Source organism: uncultured Pseudoramibacter sp. (assembly GCF_903789625.1).
Classification (GTDB): domain Bacteria; phylum Bacillota; class Clostridia; order Eubacteriales; family Eubacteriaceae; genus Pseudoramibacter; species Pseudoramibacter fermentans.
Genome location: NZ_CAIFFF010000015.1, coordinates 19,996 through 40,232, shown reverse-complemented (window position 1 = coordinate 40,232; position 20,237 = coordinate 19,996). Strand labels below are relative to the sequence as shown.

The window sequence follows — 20,237 nt, the reverse complement described above, 5'->3', positions numbered from 1 at the left end:
AGTGCAGCAGGATGAGAATTTCTTCTCTGTCTTGCTACACTTATATGGTACTAAAGACCCGCTCAAATGAGCAGGTCGATTTTGAAATTTAAGATGATTTTCGCTTATTTCAGCAATTCCACCAAGCGTCTGGCCGCTTCCTTCGTGTCGTCCGGATCGCCGAACATCGAGAAGCGGAAATAGCCTTCGCCGCAGTCGCCGAAGCCTTCGCCCGGGGTGCCGACGATCTGTGCTTCGTTGAGCAGCTTGTCGAAAAATGTCCAGCTGTCCATGCCGTCCGGGCAGGCCATCCAGATGTACGGCGAGTTCTTGCCGCCGCAGTACCACAGACCTAATTCGTCAAGAGCCGCCATAACGACTTTCGCGTTGTTGCGGTAAACGTCGATGTTCTTCTGAATCTGTTCCTGGCCTTCCGGCGTAAAGACAGCCGCAGCGCCCTTCTGAATGATGTAGGACACCCCGTTGGAACGCGTCGTCCGGTTGCGCACCCACATCGCGTTCAGGTTCATGCCTTCCCGTTCGAGATCTTTGCCGATCACCGTGTAGCCGCAGCGCGTCCCGGTGAAGCCCGCCGTCTTCGAGAAGGAGCAGATTTCAATGGCGCAGGTCCGCGCGCCCGGAATTTCGAAAATGCTGTGCGGCAGTTCTGGATCGGCGATGAAGCATTCGTAAGCCGCGTCAAAAATGATCACCGAATTGTGGGCGTTCGCGTAATCCACCCACGCCTTCAGCTGTTCTTTGTTGAACACCGCACCGGTCGGGTTGTTCGGTGAGCAGATGTAGATCAGATCCGCGTTGAGATCGTCGGTCGGCATCGGCAGGAAACCGTTGTCCCGTGAAGAAGGCAGGTGAATGATTTCGCGGCCTTCCATGACGTTGGCGTCGACGTACGCCGGGTACGCCGGTTCCATGACGAGAGCCGAGTTCTTCTTGTCGAACAGGTTCAGGATGTGGCTGAGTTCGTCGCTGGCACCGCTGGACACGAAAATTTCGCTGACGTCCAGATCGACGCCCCGTTCCTTGTAGTGACCCTGAATCGCTTCTCTTAAGAAATCCGCGCCGACTTCCGGCAGGTAGCCGTGGAACGTTTCTTTCTTGGACTGATCATCGACCCCTTCGTGGAGCGCCTTGATGACCACATCTGCCAGCGGCAGGGTGACGTCGCCGATGCCCATTTTGTAGAGCTTCGCGTCCGGGTGATCCTTTGTGTACGCGCTGACCTTCTGGTCGATGTTGTAGAACAGATAGGACGAGACGAGCTCGTCGTAATGGTGATTTGGAATCATAATGTTACCTCTCCTTTGTAAACTGTGGTCGCCGGGCCGGTCATGATCGCCGCCCCGTCGTCTGTAATTTTAATGTGCAGGTCGCCGCCGTCGAGGGTGACCGTGACGTCTTCATTCTTCGGGCAGAAGCCTTCGGCAACTGCAGCCGCCGTCGACGCGCAGGCGCCGGTGCCGCAGGCCAAGGTTACGCCGCTGCCCCGTTCCCAAACGCGCATTCTTAAGTGATGATCGTCGATTACCTGAACGAATTCGGTGTTGACGCCATCCGGGAAAGCCGGGTGCTTTTCGACCTTCGGCCCCAACGTCGTCAGCGGTGCCTTTTCGCCGTCTTCGACGAAAATCACCGCGTGGGGATTGCCCACCGAAACCGGCCGGCAGGTCACCGATTCGCCGTCCACATCCAGTGTCTTCGGGTCGGACACGTCGACGTGGCCCATGTTGACCGTCGCGCCGACAGCCACGCCGTCTTCGACGATCAAATCCAATTTCTTGATACCGGACAAGGTGTCGATCAGAAGGTGGGTCTTGTCGGTGTAGCCGTGATCGTACACGTATTTACCGACGCAGCGGATTCCGTTGCCGCACATTTTCGCTTCACTGCCGTCCGCGTTGAAAATCCGCATCTTAAAATCCGCCTGTTCCGACGGTGTAATCCAGATCATCCCGTCGGAGCCCGCGCCGAAATGGCGTTCAGACAGCCGGATTGACAGCGCCGGCGCGTCGAAATGATCCGGGTCGTCGTAGACGTAAAGATAGTCGTTGCCGAGACCTTCCATTTTTGTAAATGTAAATAACATGCTGTACTCCTGATTATTTCTTACTCTTTTTTTCGCGCTGGGACAACGGCGTCGAGAACCGGTTCTTCCGGTGATTGGGCGAAACCGCTGTCGCGTAGCAGCCGTCGAAGCAACCCGCGCAGTAATCGAGATCCGGCGAAAGCACCTTCAAATCCTCAATCGGCAGGAAGCCGAGGGAATCCGCGCCGATCATCTCGCAGATTTCGTCGACGCTGTGGTGGGCCGCGATCAAATTGTCTTCGCTGTCGATGTCCACACCGTAGTAGCACGGGTGCAGAAACGGCGGCGCGGATACACGCATGTGGACTTCAGTCGCGCCGGCGTCCCGCATCATCGTCACCAGCCGTCTGGACGTCGTGCCGCGGACGATGGAATCGTCGACCAGCACCACGCGCTTGCCCTTGACAATCGACGAGATCGGGTTCAGCTTGATGTGAACCTGATTGTCCCGTTCGCGCTGACTCGGCGAAATGAACGTACGGGCGATGTATTTGTTCTTGATCATGCCGATGCTGTAGGGGATGCCCGATTCCTGGGCGTAGCCGATGGCCGCGTTCAGGCCAGAATCCGGCACACCGATGACCGCGTCCGCTTCTACCGGGTGCGCTTTTGCGAGTGCCCGTCCGGCGTTGACCCGCGCCTGGTGAATCGGAATGCCGTCGATGATCGAATCCGGTCTGGCAAAATAAATCTGTTCGAAAATACAGCTCTGACGCGGTTTGGTCCCACAGTGTTCCCGGCGGGATGTGATCGACCCGTCGGTGCTGAACACGAGAATTTCTCCGGGCAGAATGTCGCGGATAAATTCAGCGCCCACCGCCTGAAGTGCGCAGCTTTCAGAGGCGATGACGTAGGTACCATCCGCCGTTTTGCCGTAACAGAGCGGTCTAAAACCGTAGGGATCCCGGATCGCCATGATTTTGGCTGCCGACATCACCACCATGGAATAGGCGCCTTCTATGACGTCCATCGCCTGGCTGACGGCATCTTCAATCGATCCGGTTTTAAGTCTTTCACCGGTAATGATATAAGCAATGGTTTCCGTGTCACTGGTGGTGTGGAAAATCGCGCCGTTCAGTTCGAGCTTATCCCGCAGTTTATCGTCGTTGGTCAAATTGCCGTTGTGCGCCAGCGCAAGTTTCCCCTTTTGGTGGTTGACCTCGATGGGCTGGCAGTTGGCCCGAACCTTTTCCCCGGTTGTCGAGTAACGGACATGGCCCACCGCCATCGTACTCGCCGGCATGCGGTCGAGATCTTCTTTAGAAAAAACGTCGCCGACCAGACCGAGGTCCTTGTGGGAATAGAACAGGCCGTCGTCGTCGACGACAATGCCGCAGCTTTCCTGCCCCCGATGCTGCAGGGCGTAAAGCCCGTAATAGGTCAGCCGCGCTAAATCTTTGCGTTGCGGACTGATCGCGCCAAAAACACCACACGCTTCGTGTATAGACATCCTTACCTCACAATGCTCTTGTAAATTCTGTAAATATTATAGAAAACGATTGGTTTATTCCATCATAACCTGATAGACAGAAAAAAGCAATGCGCAGGGAAAAAACATCCAAAAACGCCATTGCTTTTGACGGCTTTATCTTACTTCACGACCTTCCTTTTTGTCAATCCTTTTTTAAGGGTTGCCCCGCCGCACCGATAAATAACGCTTTCATTTGTAGGAATTCACTTTTTTGATTTTTATTTTACATTTTTTATTGTAAAATACTTTTATTATCTAAAAATAATGAAAGGAAATCACATTTATGATCTACGATCGATATTCAGCTGAAGAGGTTCGTCAATTTGTCGAAGAAGATGACGTCAAGTTCATCCGCCTCGCCTACACCGACATCTTCGGCCGTCAAAAGAATATCTCGCTGATGCCCTCCCAGCTCGAGCACGCCTTTCAAGACGGCATCGCGATCGACGCTTCCGCCATCGAAGGCTTTGACCGGGACGTCCACTCTGATCTCTTCCTTGTCCCCGACCCGTCTACGCTGATGCTCTTTCCCTGGCGCCCCGAACACGGCCGCGTCGTGCGGATGTTCTGCCAGATTCGAAATCCCGACGGGACGGTTTTCGAACACGATACCCGCAGCCTGCTGATTAAAGCCGTCGAAGACGCTCGGGCCGCCGGGCTGGAATTTTACTTCGGCACCGAAAAAGAATTCTACCTGTTCCGCCTCGACGAAAACGGCGATCCGACACAAACGCCGATCGACCACGCGACCTACATGGACATCGCGCCCTTGGACCGCGGCGTCAACATCCGCCGGGAAATCTGCCTGACCCTCGAAGAAATGGGTATCAGCCCGACCGGTTCTCACCACGAAGGCGGCCCTGGCCAGAACGAAGTCGACTTTAATTTTGCGGACGCCCTGACCGCCGCGGACAACGCCATCGCTTTCACTACCGCCGTCCAGGCCGTCGCCGTACAGAACGGCCTCTACGCCGATTTTGGGCCGAAGCCGCTGAGTAACGAGGACGGCTCGAGCCAGCACATCAACATTTCGGTGCGCGCCGCTGACGGACGGGACTGCCTCGAAAGCATGACCGCTGGCATTCTCGATCACATCCTCGATATGACCGCCTTTCTGAATCCGACCGAAGCCTCTTATCACAGACTGGGCCACCGGAAAGCGCCGAAATACATTTCCTGGGATTATCAGAACCGCTCTCAGCTGATCCGCGTCCCGGCCACAACCAACGAACGCTACCGCCGCGTCGAGCTGCGCTCGCCGGACAACGGCGCCAACCCTTACCTGGCGCTGACACTGTTAATCTACGCTGGCATCGACGGCGTCGTCCGCGGTCTGAAGCTGCCCGACCCGGTCGACGCGAACCTGTTCACCGCTGAACCCGAAATTCTCGATCAGCTGCAGACCCTGCCGGCTTCCCGCTCAGAAGCGACTGGCATCGCCCGCCATTCATCATTCATTCAAGCTCACCTGCCCTCTTCATTAATCACCAAATTCTGTCATCGTTAGGAGGCGGTCTATGCGCATCACGCAAGCATCTCTGAACAATCAACGCGTCTACCGCGTGCTGCTGATTTCCTCAGCGGAGCGCTTTAACACTGCCCTTCAGGCCCTGCTGCCCGAACGGCGCTACAGCCCGGTAACCATCGTCACCAACGCCGCTGCCGGGCGCCGAGCGCTCAACGACCAGCCCTACGACTTTGTCATAATCAATACGCCCCTTCCCGACGAATTCGGCTCAGAGCTGGCCATTCACCTCTCGCAGAACCGCGCCGTCGTGCCGCTGCTCTTTGTGGGCCGCGACCATATGGACGACATTCACAACCAAGTGGCAGAATACGGCGTCCTCACGCTGCCCAAGCCAGCCACCGGCGAAAACGTGCGCCTCGGGCTCAGATGGATGGCCGTCTACCGGGAGCGGCTCCGCCGACTGGAGAAAAAATCCGTTTCCCTCGAAGATAAAATGAAGGAAATCCGGCTGGTCAACAAGGCGAAATGGCTGCTCATCGATCAGAAAAACATGAACGAAATGGACGCCCACCATTTTATCGAAAAGCAGGCCATGAACCACAGCGTCTCCAAGGGCACTATCGCCGAGGCCATTTTGAAAAATCTATCGGTCTAAAAACGTAATTTATCTTAAATTTGTCATGATTATAAAATCATATCAAATCATTTGCCGCATCAAAAAGGAGGTCCAACCCAAGGTTAGACCTCCTTTTTTTGTTTACGCTTCCGGCTCGACCTCCACGTCCTCGTCCAAATGGGGACTCAGCGGCATCTGCCACTGATGGTGGTCGGTGTGGAGGTAGCGCTCCGCTTTTTCTGAAAGGGGCTCGCCCAAAAAGTCGCGGTACAGCCGTTGAATCTCCGGATTTTCGTGGGAGAAACGGATGTTGGCCATCCGGTCTAAATTGTGGAGGCGCCGCCCGCGCAGCGCCGCCAGCTCTTCGCCGTCATGAATCGGCTGACCGCCGCCGCCCACACAGCCGCCTGGACAGGCCATCACCTCGACAAAATCGTAATGGACCTCGCCCCGCCTAAGCGCCCGAATCAACTTCCGGGTATTGGCCAATCCGCTGACCACTGCGGTGCGCACCGGAATGCCGGCGAAATCGTAGGCCGCTTCGCTCCAGGGGTGTGTCCCGGTGCCCAGCACCGTCTTGAAAGCGTCCGGGTTCGGGTTTTCCCCCGCCGCCAGATAATAGCCTGTGCGCAGCGCCGCTTCCATGACCCCGCCGGTGGTCCCGAAGATGACGCCCGCGCCGGTGCTGACGCCCAAAGGCGAATCGAAAGGCTCTTCCGGCAGGTTGTCGACATCCAGATTCTGGGCGCGGATCATCGCGATCATTTCCCGGGTTGTCAGCGAGACGTCCAAATCCTTGCCAGCGCCGGCGTCGTTGAGACTCGGAATCTCGATTTCCGCTTTTTTCGCCAAGCAGGGCATAATCGAAATGGAAAAGATCTTGTCAGCCGGCACCCCTATTTTTTCTGCGAAATAGGTCTTGGTCATCGTGGCCTGCATACCCTGAGGGGATTTGGAGGTCGACAACTCGTCGACCATGTCCGGATACTGGGATTTCATAAACCGCACCCACCCCGGACAGCAGGATGTGAACATCGGGTAGCGGTGCTTTTTCCCGTCGGTCATCCGCTTCAAAAACTCGGAGGCTTCTTCCATGACGGTCAGGTCTGCGCCGAAGTTGGTATCGAAGACGAAGTTAAAGCCGCAGCGGCGCAGCGCAGCCGCGAGCCGGCCCGGTGTGGCCCGTTCCCGCGAAAGGTTGAGGCCTTCTCCCCAGGCGGCCCGCACAGCCGGCGCCACCTGCACGACGGTGATGGTTTCTGGATTGTTGATGGCCTTTTCCCAAGGGTAGACCCGTTTGCGGTCTTGTCTGCCGTGAAGGGCGCCGGTCGGGCAGTGGGTCACGCATTGGCCGCAGACGGTGCAGTCCGCGTTTTCAATGTGGCGCCCGCCGGATACGCTGACGGTCGTGCGCCCGCCGGAGCGCACCAGATCCCAGACGCCAAGGCTCTGGATCTTATCGCAAATCTGCACACAGCGCAGACATTTTATGCACTTGGATTCTTCCCGAATCAGCGGGAAATCCTGAGGCCACCGATTTTCCGGCACTTCCTTCCGGTACAGGCTTTCCTCGATGCCCAAATCAAAACACGCCTGCTGAAGCGCACAATTTCCGTTTCTCGAGCACGTCGTGCAGTGACTGTCGTGTTGAGATAGAATCAACTGAAGATTAATGCGTCGGGCCTCCTGTACCCGGGGGGAATTCGTGTAAATGACCATCCCCGGATAGACCTTGTTGTTGCAGGCTGTGATCAGCCGCTCTTCCCCTTCGACCTCTACAACACAGACCCGGCATGCGCCAATTTCGTTAATATCCTTTAAAAAGCAAAGATGCGGGAGCGGCCAGCCTGTCTTTTCGCAGGCTTCCATGATGCTGATGTCCGAGGGAATCTGATAGACGAATCCGTTGATTGTGACGCGAATTACCATTGTGCGTTCCTCCCTCCCCGCAGGGTACTGATGCCGAAGTGATCACAGCGCAGACACCGCGCCGATTCCTGATCGGCCTCCTGGCACGTCATGCCCATTTCCACCGGGTCAAAATCCAGGCGCCGGCTGTTAGCATTTCTAAACCGCAGATTGACGCGGCCGCAGGCCGGATGATCGATCAGAGCCGGCTCTGGAATGTCGACGTCGACGGAAATGGCGTGATTGTAACCCAAATAATTGTCGATATTGGCCGCCGCGACCTTGCCGGCGCCCACCGCCTTGATCACGGTCGCAGGCCCGGTAACGCAGTCGCCGCCTGCAAACACGCCGGGCACATCCTTGACTTTGCCGCTGTCGCCGGTCACCACCGACCCCCAGTGAACGGGAATGCCGTTGTTTTCAAAATGCTTCGAATCGATCTGCTGGCCGATGGCGACAATGACCATGTCGCAGGGAATGGCCACGTCGGCGCCGTCCGCCGCTTCCGGCCTGGGGCGGCCGCCGCTGTCGATTTTCCCGATGATCTTCGGTTCGGCGAGAAAGGCTGTGACCTGGCCGTCTTTGTCTCTGAGGACGGCCTTCGGTGCGTGCAGCTCGAGGATCTGGATCCCTTCAGCTTCGGCGCCTTCGATTTCTTCGGACAAGGCGGTCATGTCTGCCTTGCGCCTGCGGTAAACGACGCTGACTTCCGACGCGCCGAGGCGGATCGCCGTCCGGCTGACGTCCATCGCGACGTTGCCGCCGCCCACGACGACCACCTTGCGGCCGGTTAAATCGTGGGGATGCCCTTCACCGATATCCCGAAGCAGCTTGACTGCCGAAACGACGCCCGGGCCGTCCTCGCCGTCGATACCGATTTTCCGATCTTCGTGGGCACCGATCGCGATGTACACCGCGTCGTAATCACGCTGAAGGGTCTCAATGCTCACGTCCCCTTCACCGTCGCCGATGCCGGTGGAGAGCTTCACGTCGATGCCGGTGGACAGGATCATCTCAAGATCCTTCTCCAATGCTTCTTCAGACAGCCGGAACCGGGGAATCCCGAAACGGAGCATCCCGCCCAATTTGCTGCGCTTTTCGTAGACGGTCACGCTGTGGCCCATGAGCCTTAGGAAGTAAGCCGCGGTCATTCCGCTGGGGCCGCCGCCGACAATGGCCACCCACTTGCCGGTGTCGGGCTGAACTGCCGGCGCCGGCACGACGCCGGCCTGTTCGTCGGCAAAGCGCTTGAGGCCGCGGATGTTGATGGATTGGTCGATCATGTTGCGGCGGCACCGCGCTTCGCAGGGGTGTTCGCAGACAATGCCGCAGGTCGAGCAGAACGGGTTATCCTTGCGCACCAGGCGCACGGCGTCCGCGTAGCGGCCCGCGTGCACCAGCGCGATGTAGCCCGGAATGTCGACGCCCGCCGGACAGAGGGCCACGCAGGGCACCGGCTGATCCAGCTGTTCGATACAGCGGTCCCATTTGACATGGCCTTCGAAATCGTCCCGGAAGCTGTCCAGACAGCGAAGGATCATGTGCGCCGCCTCGTAGCCGATGGCGCAGTCCGCCGTCTCGTAAACCACCCGGGCGGTCTGTTCCAGCACCGCAATGCTTTCGAGGGTGCCTTTGCCGTCGAGAATGTCGTCCATGATGTGCACCATCTGGCCGATACCGATCCGACAGGGCACACATTTGCCGCAGGTCTGCGCGTGGCACATTCTCAAAAAAGCCGCCGAAATATCGACCGGGCAGAGCCCCGGCGGACTCGCAATGATCCGCTGCTCTAAATTGCTGTACAAATGCTCAACGACCTGCTGGGCGCAGCTCTGTGTCGGCGTTCTCAGTCTAGCCATTTCGTCGATTCCTCCTCTTCTTTTTTTATTTCTTTCATGCTGTCCGTTTACTTTATTGTGTGAAAAAAAGAGCCCGATAGACTGGTCTACGGACTCCATTGTTCCAAATTGGAGCGGGTAAAGAGAATCGAACTCTCGCGACTGGCTTGGGAAGCCAGGGCTCTACCACTGAGCTATACCCGCTTTCGGATTAACAACGTTATTTTAGCAAAAAGCCCGGCGTTTGTAAAGGCTTATTTTTCGTACGTTTGATTGAAGCGCGCCGTCACGCGTTCTGCGCATCGACCCAATCGACGATTTCTTCCGCGCGGTCCACGATGACCGACGCCCCCTGCGCCTTTAAAAATTCGACGGAACGGAACCCCCAGCTCACGGCGATGCAGGGCAGTTCTGAATTGCGCGCCGTCGCCAAATCAACTTCAGAGTCACCGACGTAAACCGCGTTGGCTTTCGCGACGTTTAAATCCTTCATGGCCTTCACCGTCATGTCTGGAGCGGGCTTTCTGCGCACACCGGTCTGTTCTCCGACGGCCAAATCGAAACAGCCCGGGAAGATTTCCCTAGCCAAGGTCTGCACCGCGAAATCCGGCTTGTTGGACACGACCGCGGTCAAAATGCCCCGGTCTCTCAATGCGGCAATGCATTCGGGGATGCCAGCGTAGGGGCCGGTGTGGTCGTTGCAGTGTTCAGCGTAGTGGGGCGCAAATACCTTGCGGATGCGTTCGACTTCGGGGTCGTCCTCCGGCACGTCGGGGCGGCCTTCTTCCGCCAGAGCCCGGCTGATCGCGACGCGGACGCCGCTGCCAAAGAAATGCTTTACCTCCGCCGCGACGAAATCGTGGCGGTGGCCCGTCTGTGCCAGCGCGTAATTCAAGGAACCGGTCAAATCGTCCAGCGTATTTAAAATCGTGCCGTCCATGTCAAAAATCACGGCTTGTATTTTGTTCTGCATGTGCTCTCCTTTTGATCTAGAATTTGTATGATAATGAATAAATAAATGATTGCGTGAATCGAGCGGCTCTATTATACTACTTTTTTCGGTTGTTGAACAATTCTTTACAGGATGATTGGGCGCCGATGTGATAAACTGTTTTTAACAATGGAGGCATTCTATGCGTAAAATGGTTATGATGGGCCGTTCGGAATGTGGCAAAACCACATTGAAGCAGGCCCTTAAAGGAAAAAAACTGCAATACGAAAAGACCCAGGCGGTCAATTATTTCGACATTATCATTGACACCCCCGGCGAATACGCCCAGTGCACCGATTTGGCCCGTGCCCTGGCGCTGTACGCCTACGAAGCGGATTACGTCGCCCTGCTGATGGCGGCAGACGAGCCCTACTCCCTGTACCCGCCAAGCTGCGCGGGCGTCAGCTCCCGTCCAGTCATCGGGATCATCACCCAGATCGACAAACCGAACGCAGACATCGACCGCGCCCAATATTGGCTGCGCCTCGCCGGCGCCAATCCGATTTTCCCGGTCTCGTCCTACCAGGGCACCGGCCTTTGGGATCTGCTCACCTTCTTAAAGGACCCGGACGATCACTTCCCGTTCACGAAGGAAGAGCTGGAAACGCCGCGTGAAGTCCTGACGACTAAATACGAAGCGGTGGAAATCGGCACCCAGATCGAAGATATGGGCCACACCGACTTCCTCGACATCAACGACAATTTGATCGTCTCGGCCAACAAGGCAGGCTCCTTGAAGAACAACGTCAACAACATGCACAATCAGGCGAGATAAATTTTTCGCCACGCAAAAAGACAGATGAGCTTTTCCGCTCACCTGTCTTATTTTTATGCGCATTATTCGTTTGTCACAAGGGTTCCAGCCAAATGGTCGATGAACTGCTGGGCCGTTCTGCCGGAGAACCCACCGTGCTGCATTTCCCAAACCCGCGCCTGGTTTAACAGCTCGTCGCGATCCAAGGTAATGCCTGGGCAGCGCTTCGCCAATTCCTCGACGATGGTCTGATATTCCTTCTGAGACGGTCTGAAATAACCGATGCGCACGCCAAAGCGGTTAGCCAGCGACAGCTTTTCCTGCACCGTGTCGTTGCGGTGAATGTCCTCGCTGTCCTGATCGGCCCGGTCGGACCAGGTTTCGCGGATCAGATGTCTGCGGTTGGAGGTCGCGTAAATCAGCACGTTGTCTGGACGCGGCTCCAGCCCCCCTTCGATGACGGCTTTTAAATACTTGTATTCCGTTTCGAACTCTTCGAAGGACAAATCGTCCATGTAGATGATAAAGCGGTAATTGCGGTTTTTCACCGCCGCGATGATCTGGGACAGCTTCTTGAACTGGTGCTTGTAAATTTCGATCATCCGCAGGCCTGCGTCGTAATACTGGTTCAAAATGGCCTTGATGCTCGTGGATTTGCCGGTGCCGGCGTCGCCGTAAAGCAGCACGTTGTTGGCAGGGCGCCCAGCGACAAAGGCTTCGGTGTTTTCGACCAGCTCCTGCTTCTGGATTTCGTAGCCGACCAAATCGTCCAGCACCACGTCGCTCGTGTTGGTGATCGGGATCAGCAGCTCGCCTTCATCGTCGTCGTTGACGCGGAAGGCCTTGTTGAGCCCGAGCTTGCCGACGCCGTAGGCACGGTAAAATTCGGCAACCGTCTGGGTGATGCCATCGAGCTGATCCGCCGCTTCAATCTGGTGGGAAAGGGCCTGTACCTTTTCGCTGACGCTCTGGTTGTAGAGCCGTTCCTGTTTGACCACCGCCTGATAATGGGTGATCGTCGTGAAGCAGGTCAAATTCAAATCGGCTTCGATTTTCGAGAAATCGAAATCGAACAGCTGCTTGAAAATGGCGAAGTCATTCTGAGCGAACTGATTGACCGAGCCGTCGAGCATGCCGACCTTTTCGGACACGAGGGTGAAGGGCGTTTCTGTCGTCGCCAGCAGATAAGCGAGGTAATTGTGCCACAGGTTGTCGTTAAAGCCGTACTTCGTCGCCAAATCCAGAAGACGGTGAATCTGTGTCAGAATGTCAGCCGTCAGCTCCTCAGGCGACGATTCGTCGTGTTCCCAGCGGCGGAAGATGTCGGACAGCTGCATCAAAATGCTGTCCTGATCGATATTGCGGTAAATGATGAGTTGGGATGTTAATCGGTACATAGATCTCTCCAAAGATAATCGTAAATTTTGCACCATTATATCACAAATGAACACGAAAAAAAGACCTGAGGTGTCTCAGATCTTTTGCTGCTGCTTTTGAATTTTTTATTTGACCTTCATGCGCTTGAATTTCAGCCCGACGAAGAAGTCGATCGCGCCTTGAATTTCGGCCGCGTCCGGATGGCCCTTGCCCGTTCCGCCGAAGAGCTTGAAGGGACCGAAGGTATTGTGCCCCTTGCAGCCGTATTCCCCAGTGTAAATGCAGCGGGATTCTTCGACAATGCTCTTGATTTCGTTGGTGTAGCCCGCGCGCGGCATGCCGTAGGTGTAGAGCACGAAGACGCGCTGGCCTTCGCACAAATGGGTCTTGACGTAGTTGACCAGCGGCTTTCCGAAATGCCCGGCGTAAATGCCGGACGCAATGCCGACGACGGCGTACTGCGACAAATCCTCAGGCTTTTCCTTCGTGATGTCAAAGACGTCGATGTCGTCCTGTCCCATCGCGATCGCATCCACAAGCTTGCGCGTGTTGCCGTGATGCGTCGAATAAACTAAGATTGCTATATTTTTCATGTTGAACCTTTCATTCTGTATTTTAATGTACATGATAGTATAACACAAAATAAAAGGCTTAACAAAAGCGGCGAACTGTCAAATGAAATGGGCCAATCCCGCGAAGGCGCTCAAAACGCAGCCGGTCACAATCAATTGAAAATAAGCTTCTTTTGTTTTTCTTCGAATCATACGTTTCATGGTGAGCCTCCTTTTTTGTTTAAAATGTCTAACTCTAGATTAGCACGTTTTGTTTGTTCTGTCAAACAAAAAGGCGGCCTGCCAATTGGCAGATCGCCTTTAATATAATGACTTGCTATCAAATTTTATCGATAAGAATTACCGCCGCAGTTCCAGACGCCGTAGGAGCTGCCGGAACGGAAGGACTGATACGGATGATTGCGCTTGCCATTCTGCATACAGTCAATGACGGCCTGCTTGACGTAACCCGGATATTTGCCGCCGAGATAGCGCTTGTACGGCCCGTCGAGATAAGCGGCGAACTGGCCCGGCGCCTTCAGCACCGACACGGCGTCGTGGCCGCCCCATTTGCCGGAATCGACCCGATTCATCACGCAGGAGATCACAGCCAGCGCACCGTCGTAGCTCGCGTTGCATTCTGCCGCGACGACCGCACAGATGAAGTCCAACTGATCCCCAGGATCTGCCGTGCTGCCATTGGTAGTGGACGCCGCCGTCGACGACGAGGTTTGGGCCGCGTACTGCTGCAGCTGCTTCTGTTCTTCTTCGAGCTTTTTGTTGTACGTCGCCTGCTGTGCCTGAACCTGTTCTTTCTGCTGCTTCAGCTCTTTCTGCTGGTTCTGCAGGTTCTGCTGAGTCTGTTCGACTTGGGTCTGCAGTTTTTCGACGTCTTCCACTGTTTTCTGATCGGCGCTGTTGATCGTGCGCACGCTTTCTATTCGAGACAGAGTTTCTGTCAGGCTGCTCGACGTGAACAGCGCGCTCATAATGCCGTCGTTGCCGAACATGTACATGACCCGCGCCCGCTGGCCCATGTTTTTCTTCGCAGTCGCCAAATCGGCCTTGGTCTGTTCGAGCTTCTGCGTATTGTCGGCAATCTGCTGATTAATTTGATTGATCTGGCTGTTGAGCTTGTTCATCTGATCGCCCGCCGCCGTCAACTGTTTATTGAGTGCATTGATCGACGCCGTCAGCTCGGACGCGCTGGCCGCGTGAACGGTCGCCGCCGGCGCAAGGCTCGCAAAGCTCAAGGTCAGCATCAGCGCAAAGGCCGCAATCCGTGCCGTCATCCTTCTCGTTTTTCGGGATAAAATAATGATTCACCTCGTTATTCTTCAAAATTTCTACACTTCACGTATTTGTAATAAGTATAACAGGTTACGCGGTGCATCTCAAATTTATCTAAAAAACACCTTAAAGCCGGACGATGAGCCGGCCTTAAGGTGTGGATCCGTATGCGTTTATCGATAAGAGTTGCCGCCGCAGTTCCAGACGCCGTAGGAGCTGCCGGAGCGGAAGGACTGATAGGGGTGGCTGCGCACGCCGCCGACCATGCAGTCGATGACGGCTTTCTTGACGTAATCCGGGTACTTGCCGCCGAGGTAGCGCTTGTACGGCCCGTCGAGGTAAGCGGCGAATTGGCCCGGCGCGGTCAGCACCGACACCGCGTCGGTCCCGCCCCATTTGCCGGAATCCACACGATTCATCACACAGGAGATGACCGCGAGAGAACCCTCATAGCTGGAATTGCATTCCGCCGCGACGACCGCGCAGATGAAATCCAGCTGATCCCCCGGATTTTCAGTTTTGTTGTTGGCCGCGTATTCCTGCAGCTTCTTCTGTTCTTCTTCGAGTTTTTTATTCAGCTCGTTCTGCTGGGCCGTCAGTTCCCGCTGTTTCTTCTGAACCGCTTTCTGATCGGCCTTCGCGCGCGCCGCGGTCTCGACGTAGCTAGTCAGCATGTCCGTATCAGCGCGGACCACGCTGCGCATGTTGTCCAAATGGGAAAAGGTCTCGCCGATGTTGTCACTCCCGAACAGAAACTGCATGTAGCCGTCGTTGCCCATCATGTACATCGCGCGCATCCGCTGGCCCATGGCTTCTTTTTTGGCTTTCAGCTGCGACTTCGCCTGAAGATAATCGGCGGTCTTGTCGGCCAGCTCCTGATTGGTGGCGTTCAGCTGCGTCCCGAGGGCGCCGATTTCGTCGTTGAGCTTGGTGATGGATTCGGTCAGGGCGACCAAATCCGTATCGGCGTGGACAGGCAGCGCCGAAATGGCAAACACCAGGACGGCGGCCATCAGGCAGGCGCCCCAGCGAAAAATATTGTGGTGTTTCAAAATGTTCTCCTGAAATTATTTCGGTATAAATGGTAAAAAATCTCGGGATCACCTCGAGATTTGTGTAAGCTGTTCTTATTAAAATGTTGGTTTTATTTTATCATGAATCCCCGTTCTTGGCAAATTTGAGGGCAGCGGCCCAATTTTTTCATTTTCCCCATCATTTTTTCAGCACAGCTTTCATTTTATGATAAGATAGCACTAAATCTTTAATCACTATCCAATTGGAGGCATTGAACATGACCAAACCCCTTACCATAGAAGCTTTCGAAGAAGCGAGCGAACGCGTCAAGGACGTCACCCTGCCCACGGAGCTCGTTTATTCTGATTATTACAGCCAGGCGAATCACGCCAAGGTTTACTTAAAGCCTGAAAACATGCAGCGCACCGGCGCTTACAAGGTGCGCGGCGCCTATTACAAGGTCTCGACCATGGCGCCGAAGGACCGCGAAAAGGGCCTGATCACTGCGTCTGCCGGCAACCACGCTCAGGGCGTCGCTTACGCGGCGAAGAAATACGGCGTCAAGGCCGTCATCGTGATGCCGACGACAACCCCGCTGATCAAGGTCAACCGCACGAAGGCCCTCGGCGCTGAAGTCGTGCTCCACGGCGACGTCTACGACGAAGCCTGCGACCACGCGCTCAAGCTTGCCGACGAAAAGGGCTACACTTTTATCCACCCCTTCGACGATCCGACAGTCGCCACCGGACAGGGCACCATCGCGATGGAAATCATCAAAGATCTGCCTCTCGTCGACCTGATCCTCGTACCTGTGGGCGGCGGCGGACTGGCCACTGGCGTCTCGACGCTGACGAAGCTGTTGAACCCGAAGGTCAAGGTCATCGGCGCCGAACCGGAAGGGGCTGCCTGCCTGACTGCGTCCTTTAAAAATCACAAGGTCACGACAGTCGAACACATCAACACCATCGCCGACGGGACCGCGGTCCAGACGCCGGGCAAGGTCATTTTCCCGTATCTGGAAAAATACCTCGACGATGTCATCACTGTCCCCGACGCGGAACTCGTCGAAGCCTTCCTCGATATGGTTGAAAATCACAAAATGGTCGTCGAAAACTCAGGGCTGTTGTCTGTCGCAGCTCTCAGCCATCTGGACCTCAAGGGCAAGCGGGTCGCCTGCGTGCTCTCAGGCGGCAACATGGACGTCATCACCATGTCGTCGGTCGTCCGCCAGGGGCTGATTCTGCGCGACCGCATCTTCACTGTCTCCGTCTTGCTGCCGGACCGCCCGGGCGAACTGACCCGCGTCTCCTCCGTCATCGCCGAAACCGGCGGCAACGTCATCCGCCTCGAACACAATCAGTTCGTGTCGATCAACCGTCAGGCCGCCGTCGAGCTCAAGATCACGATGGAAGCCTTCGGCTCCGACCACAAGCACGAAATCTTGAACAAGCTAACCCAGACCGGGTTCAACCCGAAGGTTGTCCCAACCCTGTTGTCTTAAATACAAAGCCCCCGCTGCTGATGCAGTGGGGGTTACTTATTTTCTGATGCTTTTACTGAATTCAAATTTTCACTATCAAACATAAAAAATCCGGCTGAACGCAAAGCATCTAGCCGGAAAATCTATCTTTAATTTTATTTTTTAATATTTAGGAACACCGTACCCAAAGATCGAGCTGGCTCTTGCATTAATGTAGCGGCTCTTCACTTGATCTTTGTAATTTCCTTCTACAGTGGTGATCATTCCCTTACGATAATTGACGACCAAGCCGACGTGATCGACCACACCGTGTCCAGACACACCTTCCGGATCCCAATCGTAATAAACCAAATCCCCTGCTCTTGGTATGTATTGATTCTTCCACTGCCAAGCGTTGTGATTCTGATACCACTGCACACCGGTGGGGGTGTAGGCGTGATAATAATAAACGCTGGAAGGCACGCCTGCCTGGGCACCGCACCAGGATACAAACATCGCACACCACGGCCCGTGTTCAAAGGATTTGTCATTGACTCGTTTTGCGTACCAAACCCCGTATTTCGTGTAATTGTTGGCCCCTTCGTGCGTACCGAGCTGACTTTCAGCAATATCGACAACAAGCTTACGTTCAGTCCACTTGAACTTGCTCCCATCGACCTTTTCGATTTTGAAAAGCTGAGCCTTTGTCCCGTTGGCCGTGTACAAATCGAGGTTAGTGTTTTCTTCTGAAGAATTTCCGTAAACGTCGAGAACCCGCGTCGATGAATTTTCTGGCATCAGGGTGTACGTCCCGTCTTCCTGTTTTTTGATTACAAATTTCTGCGCGGCCGAGCGGTTTTTCTTGTAAATCTGAACATTAGTGCCGTCTGCATCAGCCCCATTGGCAATATCCAGCGCGCAATTTGGATTGGACAACGGGCTTAAGGTGTAAGAGTGATCGACATTGCGCACAAAGGTCCAAGCGCGTGTCTTCGTGTAATTCGGCACCCACATCGCAACATTGCCGTTCGACACTGCCAGCACTTTCCCATTGACGTTTTTAACCATCGCCGTGAAGCTGCCGCCTAAATCATCGCCATTTGTCACTTCGCGGTCTTTGGCTGCGATGCGCCAAGACTGGGCAGCCGATCCATTTTTGCGGTAAACTTGGATGTTGGCACCGCTGGCACTGCTGCCTCCCGATACGTCAAGCATTAATCCCGATCCGCGGTTTTTAAAACTGACTTTGCTGCCATTTTGCGAAACAATCCACTTCTGGGCGTCTGTGCCGTTGGACGTATATAACCACACATTGGCGCCACTTTTTTTACTGCCGTTTCGAACATCTATGGCCTTTCTACTTTTGCTGTTAATAATCGAATAACTGCCATCGCTGTTCTGCTTGATATTAAATTTCTGAGCGCCGGTTTCGTTGAATTGATAGCTTTGAATGTTGGCGCCATTTCGACTGCTGCCCCCTGAAACGTCCATTACCGTATTGTCGGTATAAGACGGGCAGAGCAGCGCTTCGGATGCGCTGAAATTAGGGATTTGCCCTTTGGCGGTTAAAACCCATTTCTGCGCTTTCGTGCCGTTATTTTTGTAAATCTGAACGTTAGCGCCATTTCGATTGCTGCCCCCTGCGACATCCAGGGCACTGGCTTTCGCAACAGCCGGCGACAAGGTTACCGTTCCATCATTATTTTTTGTAATCTTCCATCGTTGAGCAGCTGTGCGGTTAGGATTATACTGCCACACATTTGTGCCATTTTTCGTTCTGCCACCCGCGACATCCAATGTCCGGCAAGCGACCGCCGTGTAAATTGAATAGGTACCATCGCTGTTTTTGACAAAGCGAAACCGCTGTGCTTCGCTATTATTTGCGGAATAAATCTGCAGGTTGGCGCCATTCGCGACACTACCTGACGAAATATCAAGTACTTTGTGATTGCCCACAGCAGATTGAATTTCATAATATTGTGTCGTATCAACAATTGTATCTTGATTTTTTGCTGGTTTATTGTCTGCATTTTTCGTTTGATTCTGCTGATTAGCTGCACTTTGATTTGTCTGATTGGACTGCACAGCTTGTGTGGTAGATGCGCCTTGTGCAGCAGTGTTCTGGTTTTCCGCCGATTTTGTCTGTGTCTGAGACGTTTGCTGTTGAACGGACTGCGTTGCTGTACGGCCGCTATTATCCACTGCTGGTGCCGCGTACGCACAGGGGGTTAACGCGAGCAAAGCAGCCAGCACACAAGATGTCACCCAGCGCTTTTTCTTCTTACTTTGCTTTTTTGAGATAATCTTGATCATTCCTTCCTTAAATTTTCTTAAGTTTGAACGGGATTATTATAGCATGCTTGATTAGTATAAGAAAGTAACTTTTTTTGAAATATTAGTAATGAGTTGACTTTTGCTTGCCTGCCCGACCCACTGATCAACGCTATACTTGTCTTCGCTCAGTGATGCTATAAAATGACGATGTCAACTCACGAAAAAAGCCCGAAGCATTTCGCTTCGGGCGTTGTTTTCAATGGTGATCCCTACTGGGCTTGAACCAGCGACCTCTACCGTGTGAAGGTAGCGCTCTTCCAGCTGAGCTAAGGGATCAACTTAAACAAGCATAACGATTTTAGCTGAAATTGTCAAGCCAATTTTATATTTTATTGAAAATGCCGCTTATGATTTAGCGGCCGCATCTCCCTTTTTCTCGGCGTCGCCGCTGAACGGCACAGCGATATTTTGAATTCCGAGCATCAGCACGTTGCCGATCACCTCGACCATTTCCTCTGGGGTCTTGTCCGGGTCCTCCGACAGCCACTTGCGCAGCATCCCCATAAACCCTGATACTACAAAGGCGTAGCCGTAATCGAAAATCTTTTCCGTCGTGTTGTTGTCAGCAACCCGCGGGTCAAAACGGATCAAGTCGTTGATGCAGCGCAGCCGCAGCATTTCCTGAATGCTCTGCACAAATTTCGGGTCGCCGTTAGGGCCGAGCAGCGCCAGCGTCAGGTCGGCGTTCTGGCGGAGCAGCGTGAAAATATCCACCAGCCGTATTTTGATGTCCTCTGCCGTTTTCGGGGCCTCGCGCGCGTCGATGGTCTGGCGGAATTCGTCGTAAAGCTCCTCTTCCAGATGATCGCGCATGTCGTAGAGATCGCGGTAATACTGATAAAAGGTGCCGCGGTTAATGTGGATGCGCTCCGAAAGCTCCTTGACGCGGATTTCCCGAATCGGCTTTTCGTTCAAAAGCTCGGTAAACGCCTGGCGCATCGCCGCCTTGGTCTTAACGACGCGGCGGTCCAGCTTGTCTTGATTTTTGTTGATTCTTCTGTTTTTGCCGTAATGCGAACCCATTTCATCTGCTCCATTAATGTAATATAAAGATAATGTACATTTTCTTAATATTTGTTTATT

16 protein-coding genes and 2 tRNA genes are annotated in these 20,237 nt (G+C 54.4%); 4 read left to right on the top strand and 14 right to left on the bottom strand.

Annotated features, from left to right (window positions below):
- Window positions 1-104: 104 nt before the first annotated feature.
- The 3 genes from QZX60_RS08110 to purF are packed head-to-tail and all read right to left on the bottom strand — an operon-like array spanning window position 105 to window position 3,533.
- The gene (locus QZX60_RS08110; protein ID WP_295363502.1) at window positions 105-1,286 is read right to left on the bottom strand and encodes an LL-diaminopimelate aminotransferase; all 1,182 of its coding nucleotides are present in this window, start codon (window positions 1,284-1,286) and stop codon (window positions 105-107) included.
- The gene (dapF, locus tag QZX60_RS08105) at window positions 1,283-2,083 is read right to left on the bottom strand and encodes a diaminopimelate epimerase (protein WP_295363499.1); all 801 of its coding nucleotides are present in this window, start codon (window positions 2,081-2,083) and stop codon (window positions 1,283-1,285) included. The genes QZX60_RS08110 and dapF overlap by 4 nt, the downstream gene beginning before the upstream one ends.
- A 13-nt stretch (window positions 2,084-2,096) precedes the next feature.
- On the bottom strand, window positions 2,097-3,533 hold the full coding sequence (gene purF / locus QZX60_RS08100) for an amidophosphoribosyltransferase (RefSeq protein WP_295363497.1): 1,437 nt from the start codon (window positions 3,531-3,533) through the stop codon (window positions 2,097-2,099).
- 304 nt (window positions 3,534-3,837) lie between these two features.
- Between purF and QZX60_RS08095 the strand changes: the two genes are divergently transcribed.
- Entirely contained in the window at window positions 3,838-5,061 is a 1,224-nt protein-coding gene (locus QZX60_RS08095) for a glutamine synthetase family protein (protein ID WP_295363494.1), read from the top strand.
- 10 nt (window positions 5,062-5,071) lie between these two features.
- Window positions 5,072-5,677: an ANTAR domain-containing response regulator gene (locus QZX60_RS08090; RefSeq protein WP_295363491.1), complete on the top strand. Its 606-nt coding sequence runs from the start codon at window positions 5,072-5,074 to the stop codon at window positions 5,675-5,677.
- A gap of 102 nt (window positions 5,678-5,779) precedes the next feature.
- Here QZX60_RS08090 and QZX60_RS08085 read toward each other — a convergent pair whose 3' ends face one another.
- The 4 genes from QZX60_RS08085 to QZX60_RS08070 form a co-directional block, all read right to left on the bottom strand.
- On the bottom strand, window positions 5,780-7,567 hold the full coding sequence (locus QZX60_RS08085) for a [FeFe] hydrogenase, group A (RefSeq protein ID WP_295363489.1): 1,788 nt from the start codon (window positions 7,565-7,567) through the stop codon (window positions 5,780-5,782).
- The gene (locus QZX60_RS08080; RefSeq protein WP_295363487.1) at window positions 7,561-9,405 is read right to left on the bottom strand and encodes an NAD(P)-binding protein; all 1,845 of its coding nucleotides are present in this window, start codon (window positions 9,403-9,405) and stop codon (window positions 7,561-7,563) included. Before QZX60_RS08080 ends, QZX60_RS08085 begins: the two co-directional genes overlap by 7 nt.
- A 109-nt stretch (window positions 9,406-9,514) precedes the next feature.
- Window positions 9,515-9,588: transfer RNA gene (locus tag QZX60_RS08075), tRNA-Gly, on the bottom strand.
- 82 nt (window positions 9,589-9,670) lie between these two features.
- Window positions 9,671-10,357, bottom strand: a complete 687-nt coding sequence (locus QZX60_RS08070) for an HAD family hydrolase (protein ID WP_295363484.1) — start codon at window positions 10,355-10,357, stop codon at window positions 9,671-9,673.
- Window positions 10,358-10,517: 160 nt separating this feature from the next.
- Here QZX60_RS08070 and QZX60_RS08065 point away from each other — a divergent pair, with 160 nt between their 5' ends.
- On the top strand, window positions 10,518-11,150 hold the full coding sequence (locus QZX60_RS08065; RefSeq protein WP_295363481.1) for a EutP/PduV family microcompartment system protein: 633 nt from the start codon (window positions 10,518-10,520) through the stop codon (window positions 11,148-11,150).
- Between the two features lie 62 nt (window positions 11,151-11,212).
- Here QZX60_RS08065 and QZX60_RS08060 read toward each other — a convergent pair whose 3' ends face one another.
- The 4 genes from QZX60_RS08060 to QZX60_RS08045 form a co-directional block, all read right to left on the bottom strand.
- A complete protein-coding gene (locus tag QZX60_RS08060; RefSeq protein WP_295363478.1) occupies window positions 11,213-12,526 on the bottom strand; it encodes an ATP-binding protein in 1,314 nt (437 codons plus the stop codon).
- Between the two features lie 105 nt (window positions 12,527-12,631).
- Window positions 12,632-13,099 (bottom strand): flavodoxin domain-containing protein, encoded by a 468-nt coding sequence (locus QZX60_RS08055; RefSeq protein WP_295363475.1) that lies wholly within the window; start codon window positions 13,097-13,099, stop codon window positions 12,632-12,634.
- A 305-nt stretch (window positions 13,100-13,404) separates the two neighbouring features.
- Complete coding sequence (locus tag QZX60_RS08050; RefSeq protein WP_295363472.1) at window positions 13,405-14,349, bottom strand: cell wall hydrolase; 945 nt, start codon at window positions 14,347-14,349, stop codon at window positions 13,405-13,407.
- A gap of 171 nt (window positions 14,350-14,520) precedes the next feature.
- Window positions 14,521-15,399 carry a cell wall hydrolase gene (locus tag QZX60_RS08045; RefSeq protein WP_295363469.1) on the bottom strand — a complete coding sequence of 293 codons (879 nt, stop codon included), beginning with the start codon at window positions 15,397-15,399 and terminating at the stop codon, window positions 14,521-14,523.
- Window positions 15,400-15,638: 239 nt separating this feature from the next.
- Between QZX60_RS08045 and ilvA the strand changes: the two genes are divergently transcribed.
- Window positions 15,639-16,862: a threonine ammonia-lyase gene (gene ilvA, locus QZX60_RS08040; RefSeq protein ID WP_295363466.1), complete on the top strand. Its 1,224-nt coding sequence runs from the start codon at window positions 15,639-15,641 to the stop codon at window positions 16,860-16,862.
- A 141-nt stretch (window positions 16,863-17,003) separates the two neighbouring features.
- Here the strand turns inward: ilvA and QZX60_RS08035 are convergent, their stop codons facing one another.
- From QZX60_RS08035 to QZX60_RS08025, 3 genes are all read right to left on the bottom strand, one after another.
- On the bottom strand, window positions 17,004-19,133 hold the full coding sequence (locus tag QZX60_RS08035) for an RICIN domain-containing protein (RefSeq protein WP_295363463.1): 2,130 nt from the start codon (window positions 19,131-19,133) through the stop codon (window positions 17,004-17,006).
- A gap of 221 nt (window positions 19,134-19,354) precedes the next feature.
- A tRNA-Val gene (locus QZX60_RS08030) sits at window positions 19,355-19,430 on the bottom strand.
- Between the two features lie 69 nt (window positions 19,431-19,499).
- Complete coding sequence (locus QZX60_RS08025) at window positions 19,500-20,177, bottom strand: TetR/AcrR family transcriptional regulator (RefSeq protein WP_295363460.1); 678 nt, start codon at window positions 20,175-20,177, stop codon at window positions 19,500-19,502.
- Window positions 20,178-20,237: the final 60 nt, after the last annotated feature.